Genomic DNA, 21342 nt, shown 5'->3' on the forward strand with positions numbered 1-21342 from the left:
TTATATAGGAAATATAATGGTCAGGACAGCGAAATCAGCGCCTTACTTGGGAAATGTGGGTTAACTCAGAATTTAGCAGCTGTACCAACCGCAGCTTCAATGAGTCTGTAAATGCGGCCCAATTCCGTATATCGGTGGGCCGCAATTTCTTTATCCAGAGCTTTCCGCCACGCATTCTGAAGCATCTCTGCTTTTGGCGTGCCCCTCGTTGCGAGGACTACTGCCTCAGCGAGATCCTGATCATTCCGCAGATCCGTTTCCGCTGTTTCACTGAGGGCATTCTTCAGGCGTTTTAATGCCCCCTGACGGCGCTCGACACCTACAATCCGTTCGGACCATGCACCGCCGAAGGCCACATTCTTGAATACATCATCCCGGCGCATCTAAGCCCTCTTCAACAAACACCAGAACAAAGATAGAACAGTTTCAAGGAAACTAAAAGAGTTCTGCAAGATGAACCGCCCACTCACCACGCTCTACATAGACATGAACTCGTTCTTTAGCTCTGTAGAACAGCACTTTAACCCCGAACTGAGAGGACGGCCTGTTGGTATCACGGCCGTTGAGGGGTCCACTGCCGGTGCGCTGGTCGCAGCGAGCTACGAAGCAAAAGCCTATGGCATCAAGACAGGCACTTTGGTCAGCGACGCCAAACGCCTCTGCCCAGACATCATCCTGCTTCCTTCGCGCCACAAACTTTACCTTCGGATGAACCTCCGCATTGCCTCGGTCCTGGATGAGATCTGCGAACTGGAGCGCGTGAGAAGTGTTGATGAGTTCCAGTTACGCCTGCCGGCGCCGACGGAGAATGTGAGCGAGGCCTATGCGCTTGTGCAGCGCCTTAAAGAGGCCGTCTATGGACAAATCGGCGCAAGCCTTAGGTTCTCCGCGGGCCTGGGGAGCAACCACCTCCTCGCTAAGATTGCCGGGAAATTGGAAAAGCCTGATGGCTGCAAGCACCTCTGGGCGCGCAATATGCCTGATGCGGTTGCTCATCTTAAGCCCGACGATCTTCCGGGCATATCGACAGGCACGATGCGCAAGCTTGCAGCGGCAGGCATTACTTCAATTTCCCAGCTCTACCATATGGACCCGCGCCATGCCCGCGCTGTCTGGGGCTCGATCGAAGGAGAACGCTTTGTGCGCGCCCTCCAGGGCGAACAAGTGGAGCTTCCTAAAACTGAGCGCGGCGGCTATGGCAGCTCAAAGGTGCTTTCCCCAGACTTCAGGGCACCCAAAGAGGCCTATCTGGTGGGGCGTTGGCTGGTGGAGAAGGCGACAGGACGGCTCAGGGGAGATGGCCGTGTAGCCTCTGAATTCAGCCTCTCCATGAGGTTTTCGGATGGCTCATCTTGGGGAAGATCCATCCGGTGCGAGGCTAGTCAGGCAACGCATGACATGCTTGCCCACCACAAGGCCCTCTGGCGGCTCGCGTGGCCATCAATACGCGGCCGGAAGCTTGCCAGCATCAGCGTCAACCTGAGCAAAGTAGGCATGATCGAGGACCGTACAGGTGACTTGCTCAGGCCACTGAAGCCTGCAGAACGAACAAAGGCTGAGATCGTGTCGGCCGCTCTGGACCAGATCAATATGCGGTTCGGCCCGGACACGATTTCTGTAGGGGTTAATCGTCCGCACTATGGTTTCTTCGAGAGAGGCTGAATTAGCGGCAGGATGATAACCTGCCGCTAAATGTCTTAGGCAAATATAGCAACTTCCCTTTTATGGGTCGTGTTAAGTTCCGAAAGCAAGGACTCCCAATACTCCAATATTTAACAGAGTGGCTTAAAGACGAGCCGCCAGATAGGAATTGCCCATAGTATTCTCATAAACCTTTTTCATCCATCTTAGCTTTCAAATGAATAATCATATTCGTCAGATCTCCAGATCTTTTGACTTCCACTTCTGGTCTGCCACCTAAAAGGCAGGCGATTTTCATTCCCTTGCAATATTACAAATGGATTATCGTAAGGCGGCTACTTCTTTCAGTATTTTCAAAGCCGTTTCGACAGACCAGCCAACGGTTAAGGCGCTTCCGGTGTTTTTAGGCGAAGCAAACCCGTTCCCATACGCAACGCTTACAGCCAGATCGTCGTAGATGACTTGCGGGGCCATTATGCCCAGAAGTTCCGAATATACGGGATTTTTCAGCGACATGATCCATGCCCCATCAAACTGACCAGCAAGCTCAAGCGGTAGCTCATGCGCAATGTTCATCATGGCTGCCGCGTCTTGTGTGAGAGGTTCATCAGACACGGCCACCTGAGCACTCAGCGCTCCTACGTCAGACCACTCCTCAGTGACCAAAGGCTGACCATCAACCACTTTTGCAGCGGGCTGAGTGTACCATGTGCAGACCAGGCGAGCCTCATCAGGAGCGTGTTGCCACCCCTCGTCAGCAGCCGCAGTCATTTCCGTAACAGGAGACCCTATCGTTTTGCCCAGACGCTCACAGTCATAGCGCACCGCATCGGCTGCGTCCGCAGCCGAGAAGGTGGAGGCTATCAGACCAACGCAGGTGAGATAGGAGAGGCAGATGTTACGGGTCATGAGCTGTCCTGACACTAGTGCTTGAAGTCCAGATTAGACGCGCGGGAAAACAAAGTCCTTGGTGCCACAGGGTTTTTTCTAACTCTCTGACAACGCGCCGCAACCTTCTTCAACGATAGAATTTTTCCCATTTTTAAATTTAAGGAGGTTCCTTTTGATATATCGAGCAAAAGGAGATTTTATATAATAAAAACAGTGATTTAGTGCGGTTCATGGGTCTTTTTTTTGTTGATCGGGGGGCGCAGAAAAGCTAATCTGAGTGCATGGCAGCTATAGGCCGCCGCAACAGCACAGGAGCTGAAAATGAACACGGTAGTCGCTTTTCCTTCCTTCGATTTTCCCGCGACCTCTGAGATCATCGATCTCTCCAAACTCTACCTCTCACCGCTCAACCCGCGCCAGAACCACGACGCGGAGAGCATCGAGCTTCTGGCTGAAAGCCTCGTATCTTGCGGCCTGATGCAGAACCTCGGCGGCGTGAAAGACGAGGAAGGGAAAGTGGCTATTGTGTTCGGTGGCCGCAGGCTTGCTGCATTGCAGATCGCGGTGCGCCAGCGGGCGGACCTCGGCCAAGTTCCGGTTATGATCGCGCCGGACGAGGAAACCGCGCTCCTTTGGGGGGTTGCTGAAAACGTGGCCCGAGAGGACATGTCACCCCATCAGGAGATCACGGCTTATGGCCGGATGCGCGAGAAAGGTGCCAGCGTCACGGAGATTGCCAGCGCCTTCGCAGTCACCGAGCAGCACGTCTACCGCCGCCTCAAACTTGCCTCATTGCATCCGCTGGTCCTTGAGGCTTTGCGCGAGGCAAAGATCAACCTATCGCAAGCCGAAGCCTTCACCATCAGCGACGATGAAACGAAGATCGCAGACGCACTGCAACATGCCATAAATCACCGAACGAGCCCGGAAACCATCCGACGCTGGTTGGCTGATGAAAGCGTCACTCATACGAACCGTAAGGCTCGATTTGTAGGCATCGATGCCTATGAGGCAGCGGGCGGAAAGATCACAAAGGATCTCTTTGGCGAAGAAATCTACCTCAACGATGCCGTGCTGCTGGACGAACTCTTTGCCGCAAAGCTCGAAGCTGCGGCGAAGGAGCAGGAGAGCGAGTGGGCATGGGTGGAAGTCTGCGAGGAAAGCAGCTTCCGCAGCTGGGAAAACGGCTACACGCAGATCATGGGCACTCAGGTTGAGCTTTCCGACGAACAGGAGAACCGCCTTGAGGAACTGCGGGAGACGGAAGGACGCTCAGATACAGAAGAAGCCGAGCTTGATGCACTGATCGCCCTGCGGCGGCAGCGCATCTACAGCCCCACAGAAAGGGCGCTGGCAGGGGTTGTGGCTTTGGTAGACTGGCACGGCAACCTCAGCTTTGACGGGCCGTATGTACGCCCCCAGGATGCAGAGCAGGCGCTTGAAGCGGGCTTTATCAGACACCTCAGCGCGGCGACCGGAGCAAAGGCAAAACCCAAATCGCAGTTCTCAGCAGCCGTTAAGGATGATCTCAAGGCGATAAAGCTTCACGCCTTTCAAACAGCGCTCTGCGCAAACCCCAAACTGGCATTGTCGATCATTGCTTTCAGCCTGTCAGGTGCAGCAGGCGGGCAGGGATTGTTGGGGATGCGTATTGAACCTCCTAAGAATGTGCCGAGTGACACCGAAGGTCTTGCGGTAAATCCCGTGCTGGTAGGCGACACGCAGCGATCCTTCATGGCTGACGATCTGAAACTCACCTTTGCAGAGTTCTGCCAAAAGCCTGAAAGCGAAATCATTGAGGCACTGGTGGCCGGAGCAGTCCGCACGATCCACACCAATTTCGGGCTGTCAGGCGGTCGTATCGGCACAGAGTTCTTCGACAGCATCACGAAGGCCTTGGACGTTGACACGCGCTCGATCTGGACCCCCACGAAAGCGGCCTTCTGGGGACGGATGCCCGCCAGCTACATTGACGAGCAGTTTGCGCTTCTTACGGGCTATGGCGTGGGCACAAAGGAGTTTTCAGCCTTCTCCAACCAGAAGAAGGGCGGGAAAGCCGAAACCATGGAACGGCTTTTCACTGATGCTGCTTACCGTGCGGCACTGAATCTGAGTGCAGGCCAAGAGGAAGCGATTGCCGCGTGGATGCCGGAGGAAGATGCCTGAACATGGCCTGAAATCACGACAAAGCCGAGGGATAACCCCTCGGCTTATTAGTTTAAGAGCATTCAATAAGTTGTTGATATGATTGTTTTTTGTTGATTGCTCAATCGCAGAATCATATCATTATAGCGTCAGCTAGAGGCTGACCTGACAGGCACAGGAGCCAGCTATGAACAATCACCACGCCATGTTTCTGTACAATGAACAGCGCCGACACGAAGCGGCATTGTCCTCATGGGTGAACCAAGTCTGCTCGTGCCGCGATCTGAGCATGGCGCTCAGACTGGCCCGACATGCCCCCTCAGCAGGCGCGGTTCTGTCGGGTATGAGACACCTCACTAATGATCCACAAAGCCGTTCTGTCCAGCAGATTGATGCGTTTCTGACCCAAAGGTTGAAGAAGTCAGACGCAGAACAGAAATACGATCTGCTCCGACTTGCGAAGGGGATGCCTCAGTTCCGAAACCTCACGGCATGGGTGGTTGAAGAAACACGCCGATGCACCTCAAGTTCTAAGCATCAGGCTGGCTGATGCGGCGGATTCAGGGAGTAGTCGAGCAACGCCTGATCGAAAGCACCCTTCAGGCAGTTCCTGCGCCATTTCAGCGTTTGCTTGCAGTCTGTGGGGGAAAGCAAACCCAGAATATCGAGAGGACAGTCCACATGCTCCGGGCACTCAGCCTCATGGTGGATAATCGAAGCGATCGACTCTGGGGAGGGTCCGGAATATCGCATTTCTACCATCATGGCCGTGACAGCAAAATCCTTGGTGCCTTTTCTGGCAGCTTCCACAGCTACGTAGCAGACTCCTGCAAGATCCTCTGACTCAGGGGCTTCTGGCACGAAAACCGCCGTTTCAAGAAACTTGCACGTCAGATCCCGTGCGCAAAGGAATTGCCCAAGGGATTTAAGACCCAATCTGGCCAGTGTTCCAGGGTCATTACAATCCAGCGGCATAAGTCCCTCCGTATCAGTGTGTTAGACGGACTTCGGGATACACTCGCCTCAAGAAAAAATGAAGAAAATCTAACAAAGGTAGCCAAATGACGACAAACCATTAACTATACGAAAGTATGAAAAGTATGCACGGCGGGTACGATGAACTTCACAATGACTGAGAGAGCAGTCGAAAAACGCTTTCCAAACTTTGACTTATGGGATCGCAGGGTCAGAAAACTCGGTTCCCACGGCTATACAATTACAATAAATATCCAAGTTCCTGATGCCGATCTGATCTACTCAACTTACAATTCTACTTGGCTAGAATACTACAAATCGAACGTTTTTGTTCTGCGTGATCCGGTCTTTCACTGGGGACTGTTGGGGGAAGGCGCGACCAGATGGTCACAGATCAAGCTTGGAGAACTGGTCAACAGCCCTTACACCAACCGTGTCTTCGAAATGGCCAGAGAATTCGGCATGAACTACGGGGGCGTTGCAACGGCTCGGTCCACCTATGGTTACAAAGGAAGGTGCTATCTCTCCGTCGCCCGGAATGACCGCGAACTAACGGATGTTGAGCTTCAGGAACTGTCCGATCTTCTTGCCGAAGCCATTGCAGGATACCGAGACACCAGAGGTATGGGCAGCGGGGAGATTGAGGTCGTGCAGCTGCTGGCCGATGGCCATACGCAGGAAGAAATCGCACAGATACTCGGACTGTCGAGGGCAGGTGTTCGTAAGCGCATTGAACGCGCACGGATCGCAATGAATGCCACGAACTCTCTGCACATGATTGCCATCGCTGTTGAGCGCCGCCTGGTCCGCGTTTCGGGGTAAAAATGAGCAGAAGCCTTTGGCTTACGCTCGATTAAAATCAGGACGATGCCCTACTTAGATAGCTGATTTCTAAGTATTTTTTCTGTTGATTTCATTCAACGGAATGATAAGTTGTTGCAGCACGCCTATAGGGCGTCAGACACGGCACAGGAGCCAGATATGACAACCCCTTTCAACACCCGCAGTGACCTTGCAGCCCATCCGGAGTTTTCCCATCTCAGTCTGGATAGCTCAGGCATCCCTTGCGTTTGGCTGAATACCTATGAGTGCGACAATGGCCACGAGCCGGAAAGCTGGTCAGAGGCATGGTCATGCTGCTGCGACGACGAATGCCCCGTGTGCGGCACAGACATGTCGCCTGTCAGCACCTGGATAGGCCCCGAAAGCGAGGATGCACGGGATTTGTGGGAAGACCTGCCTGACGTGCCGGAGCAGGCAGAGGACGTTGGTAAAGAGGAGGATGGTATGAAGATCGACCGACACCTGAATGCAGCGAACGGACTGGCTGTTGCGCCTAGGAAGCCCCAGGCGTGGCATGATGTGGTCGAGGAAATCATGGTGGAGACCCGTGGCCTTGACGATAACGCCCGCCGCGCCGCCCGCGCGTTGCGCACGATCTACCCCGAATACGACGACGACACGGCCAAGACCGGTATCATGGACTGCCTTGCGGACATTCGGCACCTCTGCGATCTGATGGGCTGGTCATTCGCTGAGTTGGATAAGGACGCCCACTACAACTACAGCACGGAAGTTTCCGATTTTGGGGTGGCCGAGCACGCCAAGCTGCGAAGCGCAGTAGAAGCCGAATTGAACTGAAAATTAGGGCGCGAAAGCGCCCTTACTTATTGGATGGCAGCCCGAGCTGTTTCCTTTCGCTCGGTGTCAGCTCTCGGCCGGTGTTGGTCAAATACTTGCCGGTATTCAGAAAGGCATGCTGCGCATGGGCCCTACGGTTCTCAACCGTGGTAGGGTCAGCAGCGGCTGCCGCGCTCAGGCGTGCAGCGTAATCGGCTCTATAGGCTTCGCGGCGGGCCATATCAGCTGCGATAATAGCTCCCAACCTTTCATGGTTGGTTTCAGCGCTCCAGCGCATGTGGATCATATACAGCAGCTTCCTGACGAGAGCGTCACGCCTGTAGAACCCCTCAGAGCTATAAGCCGCTACGACGAGGGTTTCCAAAATCGCCCGGGCCTCATCATCCTCTTCTTTGCTGTAAGTATGGACGCCTGAAAACAGGTGATCGGGCAACACCACACTTCCAAAAAGAGCATCAATACGATCCTGACCAAGCTCTTTGACCCACCTATCAGCGTCCCTGATGGCAGCGGCTTTCTCCGATCTGGCGGTCCACCAATCACGCGCGGCAGACATGAGGCTGCGCGGCTGAAGAAACGAGAGGTCCCACAGATTATCGGTAACCGTAATAGGATTTGCCGTGCTTCCTGGTCCAGCGGGCATCAACGTCCTTCTGTGACCGCTTGGCCGGTTTGTCCGCCCAATCCTCAGGCACCTCACCGTTCTTGATCGCCTTGTTTTCATCACGCGTATTATGATTGCGCGGTACCGGGACAATGGAGGCATCGAGGATCTGCCCGCCCCGCGCGATGTAGCCCTGTCGCGCAAGATAGCCGTCGAATTGCTTGAACAACGCCTCCCCCATGCCCGCCTGCGCCAGCGCTTCGCGATAAAGCCAGACCGTCTTGGCGTCGGGCACCCGATCCTCAAGTCCAAGGCCGAGGAACCGCATGAAGGATAGCCGGTCGCGCACCTGATACTCGATCTGGTCGTCGGACAGGTTGTAGAGCGCGCTCAGCACCAGCGTCTTGAACATCAGCACGGCGTCCATCGGCTTGCGCCCCGCGCGCGACTTGCGCTCCGCATCCGGCTTCCGCCAAACCCGCTCCAGCGTCGGGCGGAACTCCTCCCACGGCACGACGGCATCAATCTCGACCAACGGGTCTTTCTTGGCATCCAGGCTCGCATAGCGGTCCGAAAGATCGAAAAAACCCATCTATGCCATTGTCAAATCCCAAGCAGCCGATCACCCCCATTCATACCCCAACAACCAGGGCCGGGCAATTTTTCGAGGTGCCCGCAAGTCAAAAACTCCGACTGGAAATCGGATGAAGCCTGCCCGATGATGCACTACAACCAAACCGCACCACTTGTTGGGAGCCTGCCAGCCGGGCGTGATCTTGAACTTGAAGGATAATACTTTGGAGAGCGCGAATTTCAGCATTTTCTTGAACGCATTTTCAATTCTAAAGGCCGGTTATGCATCAAACCACGCTGAGATTTCCGATCTAGTCGAGGATGCTGAGTTCGATGAACAACATTCTCAAGAATTCATTCAGCGATCTCAGCAGGCTCTGCTGTCCCCGATTGCCCGCCTGGATCAAGAATTAAGTTGGCTGCCAGAGCTCAGCACTACGCAAATTAATGAGATTGGTTCCTTGTTGGAGGCGGGGAAGATAACCGATCTCCGTGAAGCAATTGCATTTCTCCCCGATTTGCCAAAGGCCAACGTTCTCGCGCACTTGTGTGGCACCGAATCTGCGGACGAAACGCTCCTGCAAGACCTACTTCGTGCTTGGGATGATGTTGATCAGTTGGCTCTATTGGAATTCTTAAATTCTCAGCGCCAAGCGGCCGACTTCCCAAAAATCGAAAGCAGCCAACTTGCGGCGTCGATCAGAGTTCTAGAAAGCACTCATGCGCGAAGCGCTGCGCTGTCCGTGTGGCGATTGGATGAACCCGGAAAGGTGATGGAGAGGCTAGTTGAGGCGGAGCTAAAGAGGGATCGGGCAAGCAGAATATTGGCCGAGTTTGTTCGTGAATACGATATCTTGAGCGAACCCCGCCTAGCGAGGATTAGTGAAGCTATTGATCAGCAGATCGAACTTGCCCGTCAACCGACACAACAGCTAGAGGCCGTGACGAGTGAAATCGCTGAACTCCTGCGGCAGTGGGATGATGTCAACCAGCCCGTTCAAGTATTTGAGCAGCATCAAGGACATGAAGAAGGTCGGTCCAAGCAAATCTACGAAAGACTTCGATCGCTATGCCTCGAGCTCGCGAACGAAAGAGGCGAGTTTCGTCACGCAAAGCGGTTGTCTGAAGCGCTGTTGCACACGTTTCCAGAGCTGGAATCAGTTGCTGAGGTGCTCAAGGGTGATGTCGAGGCGCTGGAGAACCTCGATGAACAGCAGAAGAAGTTTTCAGTGCTGGAGCCGCTTGTTGCCGCTTGTGAGGCCGCCAAATCACAAGTTCCGAAGCTGAAGTCAGCGTTGCAAAGTTCAGGCTTTGCACCAGCGCGTAAGGGGGCCGTGAAAGAAATCTTTGCAGCGTTCGATACCGCCGCAAAAGCTTCAGGCACCGGGGATGCTGCATTCCTTGTTGTTCGAGACCTTGCGTTGTTCGTGAACAATGATCGGAATGACCCTGAAACGGCTTTCAGGTTGATCGACGGGCTGATCACGTATCGCGGAGCGAAACCGTCCCAAGATGTGAGTATTAAACTTGATGAAGAACGGTCCGTGCTGCATCGCAACTGGAAAATGCCAGAATTGGATCGGCAGTCGGGCAATCTCGGCGGAATGGCGAAGGTCGTCGATGAAATGCTCAAATACGCAAATGGCAATGATCGCGCCGAACTGGTGCAGCTGAAGTCAAGGATTGAGCGCAAGCAAGCTGGCAAAAAAGTGAAGTGGTTGATCTATGGCGGTATCGCGGCTGTCATTGGTTTCTTTGTTATTTCCGATAAACTTGATAGGCCCACCTCACGAACATCCTACCAGCCTACAACCACTTATCAGCCTTCGACACCACGGCAGACCACAACTAGCCCAAGTTCAAATACAAGCGCCGAAACAAGGCCACCTGTTGGTCAAGGCCTCGCTCTGAACAGAGCACAAGTGAGATATTGTGTTTTTCAAGGCGAGCGGCTCGAGGCTATGAGGTCTTTGACTACAACGAACTATCAGATCAGCCAGTTTAATGCGCTCATTGATGACTACAATTCGAGGTGCTCAAATTTCCAATACACAAGCGGTGTGCTGAGTTCAGTGCGCCGAGAAGCACAAGGAAGAACCGCTGAATTCACGGCGGATGCACGAAGGATTGTTGCCTCATGGTAGATGGTGGAAAAAATGACATGAAAATTGAAAGCGTTGCTCAACTCTGTGTCGAATACTGGAAGCTTGCGGCTGCGACTGAGAAAGCGTTGAGTGGCGTACTTGCCAGTGATGGAAAGCGCTTAGAGGCGCAGTTGAAATTCTCCAAACGCCAGTTGGACGTCCTCCTCCAAGATTTGGGGTTGAGACTAGTCGACTTTTCAGGTGAGCGTTTCCATCCTGGCTTGGCGGTTTCAGTCGATAATTCAGGCGATTTTGAAGAAGATGAAGCACTTGTCGTTGGCAAGACAATAGAACCCACAGTCATGTCCTACATGAGTGTTATCCGGCTAGGGCGCGTGATCGTTGCGCCAGTTGAACAAGAAGAGGAATAGGCTGTGTATCTAGGTATCGATCTCGGAACATCGAACTCTGCTGTTGTTGGTCATGTCGATGGGGCGCTCCGTCTCTTTAAGACTGCCGACGGCACCGATGTGCTGCCAAGCGTTATCTACCTGGATAAGCGCGGACACCGGTTCATCGGAAAGACGGCCTATGACCGTTTGCTCTCTGCGCCAAAGAATGTCGCGCATGGCTTTAAGCGTTCCATGGGAACCAAGAATCCAATTTCCCTAGCTGGGGAGAACTGGACCCCGGTGGAGTGCTCGGCAGAGATCATCAAAACGTTGGTTGGCCAGGCCATGACTGAGGCCGGTTCGCAAGAAATCGAAGGAGTAGTCATTACGACACCGGCCGCGTTTAATCAGATGCAGAGCGAGGACACTATTTCAGCCGCGCGGCTCGCAGGGTTGGAAAAGGTCAGCCTGTTGCAAGAGCCGGTTGCTGCTGCTTTGGCCGCAATCTCCAACAGCAAGCAGAAAGACGGCGTTTTCCTTATCTATGATCTTGGTGGCGGGACATTCGACCTCGCCCTCGTGATGAGTACCGCTGGCGTTGTTAACGTTGTTGCCCACGAGGGCATCAATATGCTCGGCGGCAGAGACTTCGACAGGATTATTTTCGATAGCGTCGTCCGGCCATGGCTTTCGCAGAATTTCAGCCTGCCAGCCAATTTTCAGGCCGACGAGAGATACAAGCATCTTGCCGATGTCAGCAAACACGCAGCTGAAAAGGCAAAAATCCAATTGTCTGCATCCGAAACAGCTTCAATCTTTGCCACTGAAGATGAGGTGCGTGCTACTGATGAAAACGGCGAAGAGATTTACATCTCTATCGACCTTTCCCGCGACGAGATGACTGAACTGGTTCGCGACCGGATTGAAGATTCAATTGCTTTGTGCCGGAAGATCATCGCCGCAAACGGCTACAAGAACGAAGACATCTCGAAGATTGTGCCGATCGGCGGACCTTCGAAGATGCCCATCATCCGGGAGATGCTGGAAGCGGAACTTGCTATTGCTGTAGATAGCGGACTGGACCCCATGACCGCCGTTGCCACCGGTGCGGCGATATTTGCTGAGAGCCGAGAATGGGAAGGTAACAGCTCCACTCAGAAAACATCAAAGCACCGGGAAACAGTCACAGGTGACATCAGTCTTTCGTTGGACTTTAAGTCCCGCGTCTCGTCCGAAAGCACAAAGATTCGGGTTAAACCTGCGGGCGATATTCCCAGTGGCTTCGAACTCGAAATCCTTGATGAAGAAGGCTCGTCTTCTGGTCGGATACCGTTGAACGGTCCGCTAAACGTTGGTGTGAGCGTTCGAAAGAACGGCAAGAACCGATACATGGTCAACGTTTTCGATCAGACCGGTAGCAAGGTTGAAAGCGCTTCACGAGAAATCAGTATTACGCGAGCCGAAGCCAGCGCGGCTAGCGTTCCGATGACCTACAACCTAGCCGTGAAAGTTCAACATGGCATGGTTGGGTATGAGCGAAACAAGCTGGACGTATTGGTCAAGAAGGGAACGGCGCTGCCAGCGCAAGGTCGGCAGAAGTTTCGTTCTGGCAAAACGCTCATTGGCGGGGAAGATGACTTCATTGCGGTAGAGTTCTATGACATGGCGGATGACGTAGACAGCCCGGAGCATAATCTTCACATCGGCAACTTCCGCCTGAACAGCCTAGATGAGTTGGAGCGGGGAGAGCGGATCAACCGCGGCGACGAATTCATTATTGACTGGAAGATGAGTGACAACGGCACGCTGAGCTTTGCTGTCGAACTGCCTGCTCTTGGCAGGATAATTGACGCTTCGAATCTTTATCGCCATGACGACGGTGGGATAAACTACGAAGGTGAACGGGGCGCAGAAGTCGCGGCAACAATGCTTTCTCGGGTGGAAAGTGACCTGCAAGAGCTTGAAAGTGCATTGGAGCACGATCCTGACCCGTCCGGTAGCATTCGGAAACGTATCGAGCGGCAGCATGCGGCGCTATCCACCTCTGTCGATGCTGACACCCATCGTTCCGTAGCCGAGGAAGCCCGGAAACTGCGCCAGGACGTTGCTCTATTGAAGATGTCCCCTCAGAATGAAGAACGTGTGCTGGCGGATGAGGCTGCCAAGGCCGAGCTGTCGTTTGATGAGTTGAGGAATATGGCACAGCCCGTCGATGCGGAACGGCATGACAAGCTGCTTGTCACGGCGCGTCGGTCAATTCGTGAGAAGAATTTCGATTCCGCGCGAAGATCGCTGGGCGAAATGCATGGCATCCGAATGAAAGTCCTGGCGGAAACCCCAGATTTCTTGATCGATATTCTGAAACTTCTTGCAACAGAGAGGCATCTGGTCGTTGACGAGGGGCTGCACGAACAACTTGTTGCTGCTGGCGTAGAAGCTGCTAAGGCCGGTGATGTAGATCGGCTAAGATACGTGATAGGTCAAATGATGAGCAACAGGGTGTCCACGGGCGCTGATGCAGCCGACATTGTCGAGCTAGCACATCTTTTGGGTTCTTAAACCGTTTCTCTCCATTTGGGAGAACGCAGGATACAAGGCTACGTCATTCAGGCGGTGGTTGGATACGTCTATACCGCATCACTGTCCGCCGCCGTTCGTATGTAGAGTGAGAGGCGTGCCGGTTTCCCGGTGACAGGTTGAGGATTGGGAGAGTGGCTCCCGACACCTGTCGCGGAGGAATGCCGATGGGTGTTGTGGAAGTTCTGGATCCGGTCGCACCGGCGCGGGCTGGTGGCTGGAAAGTAGATGTGAGCCGGGGCGACCGGAACGGGCGGGTGTCGTCCGAATGGTTCAATCGGCCGGATGATGAGCGGTACCTGTCGCTCGACGATCTCTGGGCCAATGTGAAGGGCCGCTCCGAGCGCAGCTGCAGCCGTGTGGTGCAGACGGCGGACATCCGCGTCGAGGCCGCCCGCGATAACCCCGAGCGGTTGCATCTGATGCTGCCGAAAGCCCACGAACCCGTCGCGCCCACGCACTGGGCCTTCGGCCAGCTGGCCAGCATCGTCGGCGCCCCTGCCTCATACCTGCGCCAGCTGCCCGGTAAGCGCGACGCCGATCCCAAGGGCAATTGGTCTGATCGACCGCTCACAGGTGTTGTTGTCCAGCTCGAGCTGCCCATCGCTGAGATAGCCGCGCGCTTTCGGCATGCGGTTCAAGGCGTAGCGGATCGCTTCGGCCAGCTTGGTTTTGCCAGAGATCTTGCGCAGCTGCGTCTGCAGCCAGAGTTCCAACGCGTCAAAGACCGGCTTGGCCTTGGCCTGCCGCAGGGCCACGCGCTCTTCCGGGGATTTCCCACGCGCTTCCTTCACCACAGCATAGAGCTGTGCAATCTGCGCAACCGAGACACCGTAAACCCGCGCCTGCGCGCAGATCGACAGCTTCTCATCGTCTGACCAGACCCGCTTCTTCTGGCCTTTCTTGCCCGCCATCACCCACCTCAAGATGTCCACTATCGATGGTGGACATCTAGCAGGCACTCCATCACGCCGTCAGAGCGCCGACACCGGACGGATACGATTATCGTCATCTCTAGGCATCTTGGCCTCCAATCCGGTGATGTGTTGGGTTTGCCTGACCCCAGAGTACACCTACGGGCCCGTAAACGGGTACTTTTTTCTCCGATGACGAGCCGGGTTTCTGATTTTTCAGCAGGGATCAGAGCACACGAAACAGAAGGCCAGGGCCGCAATGTGGTCTCAGAAGGAAGATACTTCAGATCACTCGGCTTGAATAAGGCAGCGTTTCAAAGGGGTTAAAGGGAGTGTTTGGATAATCCTCCAGGAGAGAGGATCCAAAGGAAAATCCACGCACCTCTTTAGCCTAAATGGAGGAAATTCCACGCGCTAAATAGTTGATTTTGCTGCATTTTTTTATTGACGCACGAAGCAGACGCGATACATTCATAAGCATCGGGACCGACAGCACAGGAGCAACGTCGGACGGCACAGGAGCCTACCCGCCCGAGGACAAGGCCCCATCACAACACACCTGATTGCAGAGGAAGAATTATGGCTGGTTCTCTCAACAAAGTTCAGCTGATTGGCTACCTCGGGAAAGACCCCGAAACGCGGACATTCCAGGATGGCAGCAAGGTCGTAAACCTGCGCGTGGCCACGTCTGAAACGTGGCGCGACAAGAACACCGGCGAGCCGCGCGAACGCACCGAATGGCACAGCGTCGCGGTCTATAACGAAGCTCTGCAGAAGATCGCTGAGCAGTACATGCGGAAGGGCGAACTGGTCTACGTCGAGGGCCAGCTCGAAACTCGAAAGTGGCAGGATCAGTCCGGCGCAGATCGTTATTCCAACGAAGTAACTGTCCGTTCATTCCGCAGCGCTCTCGAAATGCTCGGCAGCAAAGGGTCGCAGAATGGCAATCAGACTGGCGGCGGGGCCTCTGGCGGTTCCTATGGCAGCAATGGCGGGGACACGGGCTATAACGGCGACTTTGGGCAGGGTGGCGGTCAGAACGCCCGCGGCGGCCAGCAGCAGCGCCAAGCGCAGCACCAACAGGGCGGCCAGCAGCAACGCAACAGCGGCCCTCAGGGAGGCTATCAGCAGGGCAATGGCGGCCATGGCCCGTCATACCAGAGCAACGCCTACTGAGGCAGCCGACGGCCTCTGAGACGAAACAGGCTGGCATTCGTTATGCCAGCCAACCAACCCTGAATTTCCAATCCCGATAGCCCCTCAACCCTCACAGGATAAAAGCCATGCAACTGAAAACGATCACCACCTGCGACGAGAACAACCCTCATACGGAGCTGTTTCTGCACGAAGACGATCTGAATGATGCTCTGAAGGAGCACTATGAAAGCGTCTGGAAGGAAGTGGGCATCGAAGAGCCCTGCCCCGACACTTGGGAAGCAATCTATGAAGAACTCAGCTGGCGCAATGTCATGCAGGCGCGCCACATCGCGCACGTAAAAACTCACGAACTGTTTCGCTCGAAGCCTGTTCACTAGCGATGCAAATTACTGGCGCTCGATCATTTTATTCGGGCGCAATGTGGCATCGTATAAATTTGCCCTCGCACAGAGCCTGTTGGAATTCAAAGACCGCGGGAATGACCTTGTGACAATGGATGAATTGGCTTTGCCCTTCGCCCGTCATCTTTGCGCTCACATTGCTCAAGCACCAAAACAGGCAACTTCGCCAAGCAGTCGCTTTCTGAACAGTTGCCGCCAGTTCAACGCTTGCGAAATCTCGGAGAGCAAACTGCAGGACATCACTCGCCGCATTGGATTCACCAATGTGATCGATACCTTCCATGCATCTCGCAGCGCAACCGGTGCGAATGGCGGCCGACGCCGTTGCGCAAAACCTGCGGCAATCCGTGGGATAATTGCGCGCCAGCCCTTCCCTTTTCGATTGATCCCAAAGCATCGCGCGGCTACGGTCGAAGAAAGCCCAGAAATTAGGCGCGCACAATAATCGTGCGCATCGACCAAGGCGGGAGCGCGTAGTGGAAAACGACAGGTCGGAACTTCGCTGGGGCGTCGAGCAGCGGCTCGAGTTCATCGAGTTTCGCCTGTTCTGGGAGGGGCATGTGAACCGAAGCGATGTCATGGAGCAGTTCGGGCTATCGGTGAACCAGGCTTCATCCGACCTCAATCGCTACATCAGCTTCGCCCCGGGCAATATGACCTACGACAAGAGCGCGCGCACCTACGTGCGCGGCCCGGGGTTCAAGTCTGTGTTCGGAAAGCTGGACGCTGGCCGTTACCTGGCACAGCTGCGCTCCCTCGAGGAAGGGCTCCTCGACCGCGATGACTGCTGGACCACGGACCTGCCGGCCTTTGGCTCGACGCCAACACCTGCACGAGGCGTTTATCCCGAAACATTGCGCGCAGTCGTTGGCGCCATTCGCCGCGCTGAGGCGATAGAGGTCAATTACCAATCTCTGTCCAATCCCGAGCCGCGCTGGCGCTGGATCGCGCCCCATGCCATCGCTTTCGATGGGTTTCGTTGGCATGCACGAGCCTTCTGCATGACGGACGATTGCTTCAAGGATTTCCTGCTGTCGCGGATACTTCAGGTGCGCGGGACCGCCGACGCTGCCACATCTGCCGCCGAAGATGACGATTGGCATTCGGAGGTTACCTTGGAAGTTGGCCCCCACCCGGACCTGTCTGAGACACAGGCCAAGGTGATCGCGTTGGACTACGGCATGCAGGACGGCAAAGCCGAGATCAAGGTTCGCCGCGCACTTCTCTATTACACCCTCAAGCGCCTTGGGCTGGACACGGATCCATCCGCCAGGAAGCCGCAGGATCAGCAGATTGTTCTTCTGAACCGAGAGGTCGTCGATGCAAATTATTGATAACACATCGCGACTGCTTGGGGATGACCTGAAGGCCTCCATCGGACGTGGGTCACGTTTGCGGATCGCGGCATCTTGTTTTTCGATTTATGCATTCGAGGAGCTGAAAGCTGAACTCTCGAAGATCGACAGTTTGCAGTTCATTTTTACGGCCCCAACCTTCGTTCCAACGGAAGTTACGGATCGGCTTCGGAAAGAGCGTCGAGAATTCTTCATACCGAAGGCTCGGCGCGAAAGCGGCCTTTATGGTACGGAATTCGAGATCCAGCTTCGCAATAAGCTAACGCAGCGCGCTGTAGCCCGAGAATGCGCAGATTGGATCCGCAAGAAGGCCAGGTTCCGCTCCAACACGAGCAAGGCGCCGATGCAGCAGTTCATGCACGTTGCAGGCTCTGACGGAGAGGTGGGCTATATGCCAATCAGCGGCTTCACCGCCGTGGATTTGGGCTACCAAAAAGGTGATGCGGTCTCAAACTTCGTCACACGATTTGACGACCCTGCGCATGCGAAGATGTACCTTCAGCTTTTCGACCAGATCTGGTCGGACCCGGACAAGGTGAAGGACGTCACCTCTGCCATTTGTGAGCATATTGAGTCCGTGTATCAGGAGAACTCTCCTGAGCGCGTCTATTTTGCGATGCTATATAGCATTTTCCAAGACTTCCTTGATGAAGTCGACGAAGATGTTCTGCCGAACGATCTCACGGGTTATCAGGACAGCCTCGTGTGGAACAAGCTGTTCAACTATCAGAAAGATGCAGCGACAGGCATCATCAACAAGCTCGAGACGTACAACGGCTGTATCCTCGCGGACTCGGTCGGCCTTGGGAAGACGTTCACCGCCTTGGCGGTGGTCAAATACTATGAGTTGCGCAATCGCTCGGTCCTGGTCCTTTGCCCCAAAAAGCTCGCAGATAATTGGCGCAACTATAACTCGAACCTGACCACGAATATTTTTGCCAAGGACAGGTTCAACTATGATGTCCTGTGCCATACCGATCTCTCACGGACTTCCGGCGAGTCCTTTGGCATCCCCCTCAATCGCGTGAACTGGGGGAATTACGATCTCGTCGTGATCGACGAGTCCCACAATTTCCGGAACAACGATGTCTACAAAGACCGGGAAACGCGGTATCAAAAGCTCATGAACAAGGTCATCCGCGCGGGCGTGAAGACCAAGGTCCTGATGCTTTCCGCGACGCCGGTGAATAACAAGTTCACCGATCTCCGCAACCAGTTGGCACTGGCATACGAGGGGCAGTCGGAGGCGCTCAGCAAAAGCCTGAAGAGTCAGGCCACCATTGAGGAGATCTTCCGACGGGCCCAGACCGCATTCAACGAATGGTCTGCTCTGCCTTCGGAGGAAAGGACCGCCGCATCGATATTGAAGTCACTGGACTTTGACTTTTTCGAGCTTCTCGATGCCGTCACGATTGCCCGTTCGCGGAAGCACATCGAAACTTTCTACGACACAAAAGACATCGGAAAATTTCCCCAGAGACGCAAACCTCTTTCACATCATCGGCCAATTACCGAGCGAGCCGACGTGATGGGCTTCAACGATATCTTCTCGCAGCTTTCGGTGCTCAAGCTGGCAGTCTATGCCCCTATCAGCTACATCCTGCCGAGCCGACTGCGGAAGTATGAGGAAATCTATGATACGCAGACCGAGGGCGGTCGGGGCAAACTGAGGCAGGCCGATCGCGAGCGCAGCCTTCAGGCCCTCATGACGACCAACCTGCTGAAACGCTTGGAGAGCTCGGTTGCAGCGTTTCGTCTCACGCTTCGGTCGCTGGGTGCGAATGTTTCTCGCACGCTCCATGCCATCGAAGAATTCGAAAAGACGGGGCGCAGCGGGAGCGTAAGCGACCACCTTGCGGAGATGAGTGACTTCGACCCGGAAGACGATGATCTTTCTGGCCTCGATGAATTCACGCTCGGAAAGAAGGTGCAGATCAGTCTCGCAGACATGGACCTGCCCTCCTGGAAGCACGACCTAGCTGCCGACCTTGTCCTGATCGAAGACCTGATCGCATCAATGGAAAAGGTCAAACCGGCGGACGACGCCAAGCTCCAGCATCTGCTTGCCCTTATCAGACAGAAGGTTGATGAGCCGCTGAATCCTGGGAACAGGAAAGTGCTGATCTTCACCGCGTTCGCTGACACCGCAAATTATCTTTACGACAACCTGGCGCCCTTCGCACACCAGCTCGGACTGCATGTCGGCAAGGTCACCGGGTCGGACGCCCCCAAAACCACGCTCAAGAAGTCATACGACTTCCAGAGCGTCCTGACCTTGTTTTCTCCGCGCTCGAAAGAGAAAGCCATTGTCCTGCCAAACGATCCGGCTGAGCTGGACATTCTCATCGGCACCGACTGCATCTCGGAAGGCCAGAACCTGCAGGATTGCGACTTCCTGATCAACTACGACATCCACTGGAACCCGGTGCGCATCATTCAGCGCTTCGGTCGGATCGACCGGATCGGTTCCCCAAACAGCCAGATCCAGCTGGTCAACTACTGGCCTGACATCACGCTCGACGAATACATCAACCTCAAAGAGCGCGTTGAAAACCGGATGGTGATCACTGACATCACCGCGACCGGCGACGACAACGTGCTCACGGCCAAGTCGAGCGACATTTCCTACCGCAAGGAACAGCTCAAGCGGCTCCAGGACGAGGTCATCGAGCTCGAGGACGTGAAGGCCGGGATATCGATCACAGATCTCGGGCTGAACGATTTCCGGATGGACCTGCTCAACTACGTCAAGGCGCATGGAGAGCTCGACAACGTGCCCTTCGGGATGCACGCCGTGGTCCCCGCGCAGCCGGAGCTGGGATTGCAGCCCGGTGTCATCTTCGCCCTGAAGAACATCCACGACAGCGTGAACGTCAACCAGCAGAACCGCCTGCACCCCTTCTACCTGGTCTATATCGACGACGACGGACAGATCGTCGCCGACCACACCGAGGTCAAGCGCCTGCTCGACCTGATCCGATCCAGCTGCAAGGGGCGGATCGAGCCCATACGGGATGTCTGTCGCATCTTCAACGAGCGCACTGAGGACGGGCGCAAGATGGGCCGCTATTCCGACCTGCTCTCCAGCGCGATCCGATCGATGATCGAGGTGAAGGAAGAGAAGGACATCGACAGCCTGTTCAGCGGTGGGCGGACGACGGCGCTGACCCACACCATAAAGGGGCTGGACGATTTCGAACTGATCGCCTTCCTGGTCATCGAAGGGGGCGGCGCATGACCCTCTATGACTGGCCGCGCGCCGGCGCCTTCGGGCGCGTGATCCCCAAGACCAAGATCTACGAGCACTCCGGGGCGAGCACGGGCCTCAAGGATCTCTTCGTGCGCGAGGTTGATCAGATCACCTGGTCTCACAAGCTGGCGCCCGAGACGGTCAATCTGGCGGCGACAAAACAAGTGAGCGAGATACAAATCTTTCGCTTGACCGCGCGCACCGCGACGCTGGACGCAGCCGTGCTGCGCGCGATCGACAAGGCCATCCCCTTTCCGCTGATCTTCGAGGTGGCCCATGGCGGCCGCGTCAGGCTGGCCGCGGCCTACAAGCGGCCGAGCGAGGCCGACAGCGCCCGCTGGGTGGTGGGCGACTATTTCCAGGGGGACTGGCTGGCCGAAGACGCAGCCCGCGCGCCCCTTCCGGTGGCGCTCAACATGGGCGCGTTGTACGAGCGGCTGCTCGAGCCACTGGTGGCGGAGCAGACGGCACGGTTGGTCCCCGGCATGGGCGAGGCGCCGCAGACGCCCTTCACCCCTGCCGAAGCCGAGCGCCCCATGTCGCTGGAACAGCGCATCGCGCTTGCAGAGGCGATCAAGGCACAGACGCGCGAGGTCGAGCGGATCAAGGCGCGGCTGGGACGCGAAAAGCAATTCAACAAGCGCGTGGCGATCAATGCCGAGCTGCGCGCGGCAAAACAAGAACTTGAGCGGCTGACCGGCGCACACCCCGGAACCGCCGTGACGGAAGATTGAGAGGACG

Annotated in this window: 18 protein-coding genes and 3 pseudogenes; 14 read left to right on the forward strand and 7 right to left on the reverse strand. The window is 55.3% G+C overall.

All coding sequences use genetic code 11. From position 1 onward, the window contains the following. Nucleotides 1-65 precede the first annotated feature (65 nt). Nucleotides 66-383: a hypothetical protein gene (locus EP867_RS15360; protein WP_128490367.1), complete on the reverse strand. Its 318-nt coding sequence runs from the start codon at nt 381-383 to the stop codon at nt 66-68. Between the two features lie 70 nt (nt 384-453). Here EP867_RS15360 and EP867_RS15365 point away from each other — a divergent pair, with 70 nt between their 5' ends. Continuing rightward, nucleotides 454-1662, forward strand: a complete 1209-nt coding sequence (locus EP867_RS15365; RefSeq protein WP_128490368.1) for a DNA polymerase Y family protein — start codon at nt 454-456, stop codon at nt 1660-1662. A 300-nt stretch (nt 1663-1962) separates the two neighbouring features. Here the strand turns inward: EP867_RS15365 and EP867_RS15370 are convergent, their stop codons facing one another. Continuing rightward, nucleotides 1963-2550: a hypothetical protein gene (locus tag EP867_RS15370; RefSeq protein ID WP_128490369.1), complete on the reverse strand. Its 588-nt coding sequence runs from the start codon at nt 2548-2550 to the stop codon at nt 1963-1965. Between the two features lie 303 nt (nt 2551-2853). On the opposite strand from EP867_RS15370, the gene EP867_RS15375 reads away from it, so the two are divergent. Together EP867_RS15375 and EP867_RS15380 are read left to right on the forward strand one after the other, a co-directional pair. After that, the gene (locus tag EP867_RS15375) at nt 2854-4698 is read left to right on the forward strand and encodes a ParB/RepB/Spo0J family partition protein (protein WP_128490370.1); all 1845 of its coding nucleotides are present in this window, start codon (nt 2854-2856) and stop codon (nt 4696-4698) included. A 166-nt stretch (nt 4699-4864) separates the two neighbouring features. Continuing rightward, on the forward strand, nt 4865-5227 hold the full coding sequence (locus tag EP867_RS15380) for a hypothetical protein (protein WP_128490371.1): 363 nt from the start codon (nt 4865-4867) through the stop codon (nt 5225-5227). On the opposite strand, the gene EP867_RS15385 is transcribed toward EP867_RS15380, so the two are convergent. After that, nucleotides 5215-5652, reverse strand: a complete 438-nt coding sequence (locus EP867_RS15385; RefSeq protein WP_128490372.1) for a hypothetical protein — start codon at nt 5650-5652, stop codon at nt 5215-5217. The genes EP867_RS15380 and EP867_RS15385 overlap by 13 nt on opposite strands. A gap of 141 nt (nt 5653-5793) precedes the next feature. Here EP867_RS15385 and EP867_RS15390 point away from each other — a divergent pair, with 141 nt between their 5' ends. Both EP867_RS15390 and EP867_RS20005 read left to right on the forward strand, forming a co-directional pair. After that, entirely contained in the window at nt 5794-6474 is a 681-nt protein-coding gene (locus EP867_RS15390; RefSeq protein ID WP_128490373.1) for a helix-turn-helix transcriptional regulator, read from the forward strand. A gap of 159 nt (nt 6475-6633) precedes the next feature. After that, nucleotides 6634-7293, forward strand: a complete 660-nt coding sequence (locus EP867_RS20005) for a hypothetical protein (RefSeq protein ID WP_128490374.1) — start codon at nt 6634-6636, stop codon at nt 7291-7293. Between the two features lie 22 nt (nt 7294-7315). On the opposite strand, the gene EP867_RS15400 is transcribed toward EP867_RS20005, so the two are convergent. Both EP867_RS15400 and EP867_RS15405 read right to left on the reverse strand, forming a co-directional pair. Beyond that, the gene (locus EP867_RS15400; protein ID WP_128490375.1) at nt 7316-7936 is read right to left on the reverse strand and encodes a hypothetical protein; all 621 of its coding nucleotides are present in this window, start codon (nt 7934-7936) and stop codon (nt 7316-7318) included. Continuing rightward, nucleotides 7890-8489, reverse strand: a pseudogene (locus tag EP867_RS15405) (IS5 family transposase); the annotation flags it as partial. The gene EP867_RS15400 and the pseudogene EP867_RS15405, both read right to left, overlap by 47 nt. Before the next feature lie 205 nt (nt 8490-8694). Between EP867_RS15405 and EP867_RS15410 the strand changes: the two are divergent. The 4 genes and pseudogenes from EP867_RS15410 to EP867_RS15425 form a co-directional block, all read left to right on the forward strand. After that, nucleotides 8695-10614 (forward strand): hypothetical protein, encoded by a 1920-nt coding sequence (locus EP867_RS15410; protein ID WP_128490376.1) that lies wholly within the window; start codon nt 8695-8697, stop codon nt 10612-10614. Further along, nucleotides 10608-10985, forward strand: coding sequence for a hypothetical protein (locus tag EP867_RS15415; RefSeq protein WP_128490377.1), 378 nt, complete (start codon nt 10608-10610; stop codon nt 10983-10985). The genes EP867_RS15410 and EP867_RS15415 overlap by 7 nt, the downstream gene beginning before the upstream one ends. Before the next feature lie 3 nt (nt 10986-10988). Next, entirely contained in the window at nt 10989-13505 is a 2517-nt protein-coding gene (locus EP867_RS15420) for an Hsp70 family protein (RefSeq protein WP_128490378.1), read from the forward strand. 185 nt (nt 13506-13690) lie between these two features. After that, a pseudogene (locus EP867_RS15425) lies at nt 13691-14047 on the forward strand (DUF932 domain-containing protein); the annotation flags it as partial. 18 nt (nt 14048-14065) lie between these two features. Here EP867_RS15425 and EP867_RS15430 read toward each other — a convergent pair. Continuing rightward, nucleotides 14066-14350, reverse strand: a pseudogene (locus tag EP867_RS15430) (IS66 family transposase); the annotation flags it as partial. Between the two features lie 666 nt (nt 14351-15016). Here EP867_RS15430 and ssb point away from each other — a divergent pair. Then, nucleotides 15017-15613, forward strand: coding sequence for a single-stranded DNA-binding protein (gene ssb, locus EP867_RS15440; RefSeq protein ID WP_128490379.1), 597 nt, complete (start codon nt 15017-15019; stop codon nt 15611-15613). A gap of 107 nt (nt 15614-15720) precedes the next feature. Then, entirely contained in the window at nt 15721-15972 is a 252-nt protein-coding gene (locus EP867_RS15445; RefSeq protein ID WP_128490380.1) for a hypothetical protein, read from the forward strand. A 28-nt stretch (nt 15973-16000) separates the two neighbouring features. Here the strand turns inward: EP867_RS15445 and EP867_RS15450 are convergent, their stop codons facing one another. Further along, nucleotides 16001-16279, reverse strand: a complete 279-nt coding sequence (locus tag EP867_RS15450; RefSeq protein WP_128490381.1) for a hypothetical protein — start codon at nt 16277-16279, stop codon at nt 16001-16003. Between the two features lie 193 nt (nt 16280-16472). Here EP867_RS15450 and EP867_RS15455 point away from each other — a divergent pair, with 193 nt between their 5' ends. Genes EP867_RS15455 through EP867_RS15465 form a run of 3 tightly spaced genes read left to right on the forward strand, consistent with a single transcriptional unit; the run spans nt 16473 to nt 21335 of the window. Continuing rightward, nucleotides 16473-17330, forward strand: a complete 858-nt coding sequence (locus tag EP867_RS15455) for a WYL domain-containing protein (protein WP_128490382.1) — start codon at nt 16473-16475, stop codon at nt 17328-17330. Then, the gene (locus EP867_RS15460) at nt 17317-20589 is read left to right on the forward strand and encodes a helicase-related protein (RefSeq protein WP_128490383.1); all 3273 of its coding nucleotides are present in this window, start codon (nt 17317-17319) and stop codon (nt 20587-20589) included. The genes EP867_RS15455 and EP867_RS15460 overlap by 14 nt, the downstream gene beginning before the upstream one ends. Beyond that, nucleotides 20586-21335 carry a DUF4391 domain-containing protein gene (locus tag EP867_RS15465; protein WP_128490384.1) on the forward strand — a complete coding sequence of 250 codons (750 nt, stop codon included), beginning with the start codon at nt 20586-20588 and terminating at the stop codon, nt 21333-21335. The genes EP867_RS15460 and EP867_RS15465 overlap by 4 nt, the downstream gene beginning before the upstream one ends. Nucleotides 21336-21342: the final 7 nt, after the last annotated feature.

This window comes from Falsigemmobacter intermedius (assembly GCF_004054105.1).
Classification (GTDB): Bacteria; Pseudomonadota; Alphaproteobacteria; order Rhodobacterales; family Rhodobacteraceae; genus Wagnerdoeblera; species Wagnerdoeblera intermedia.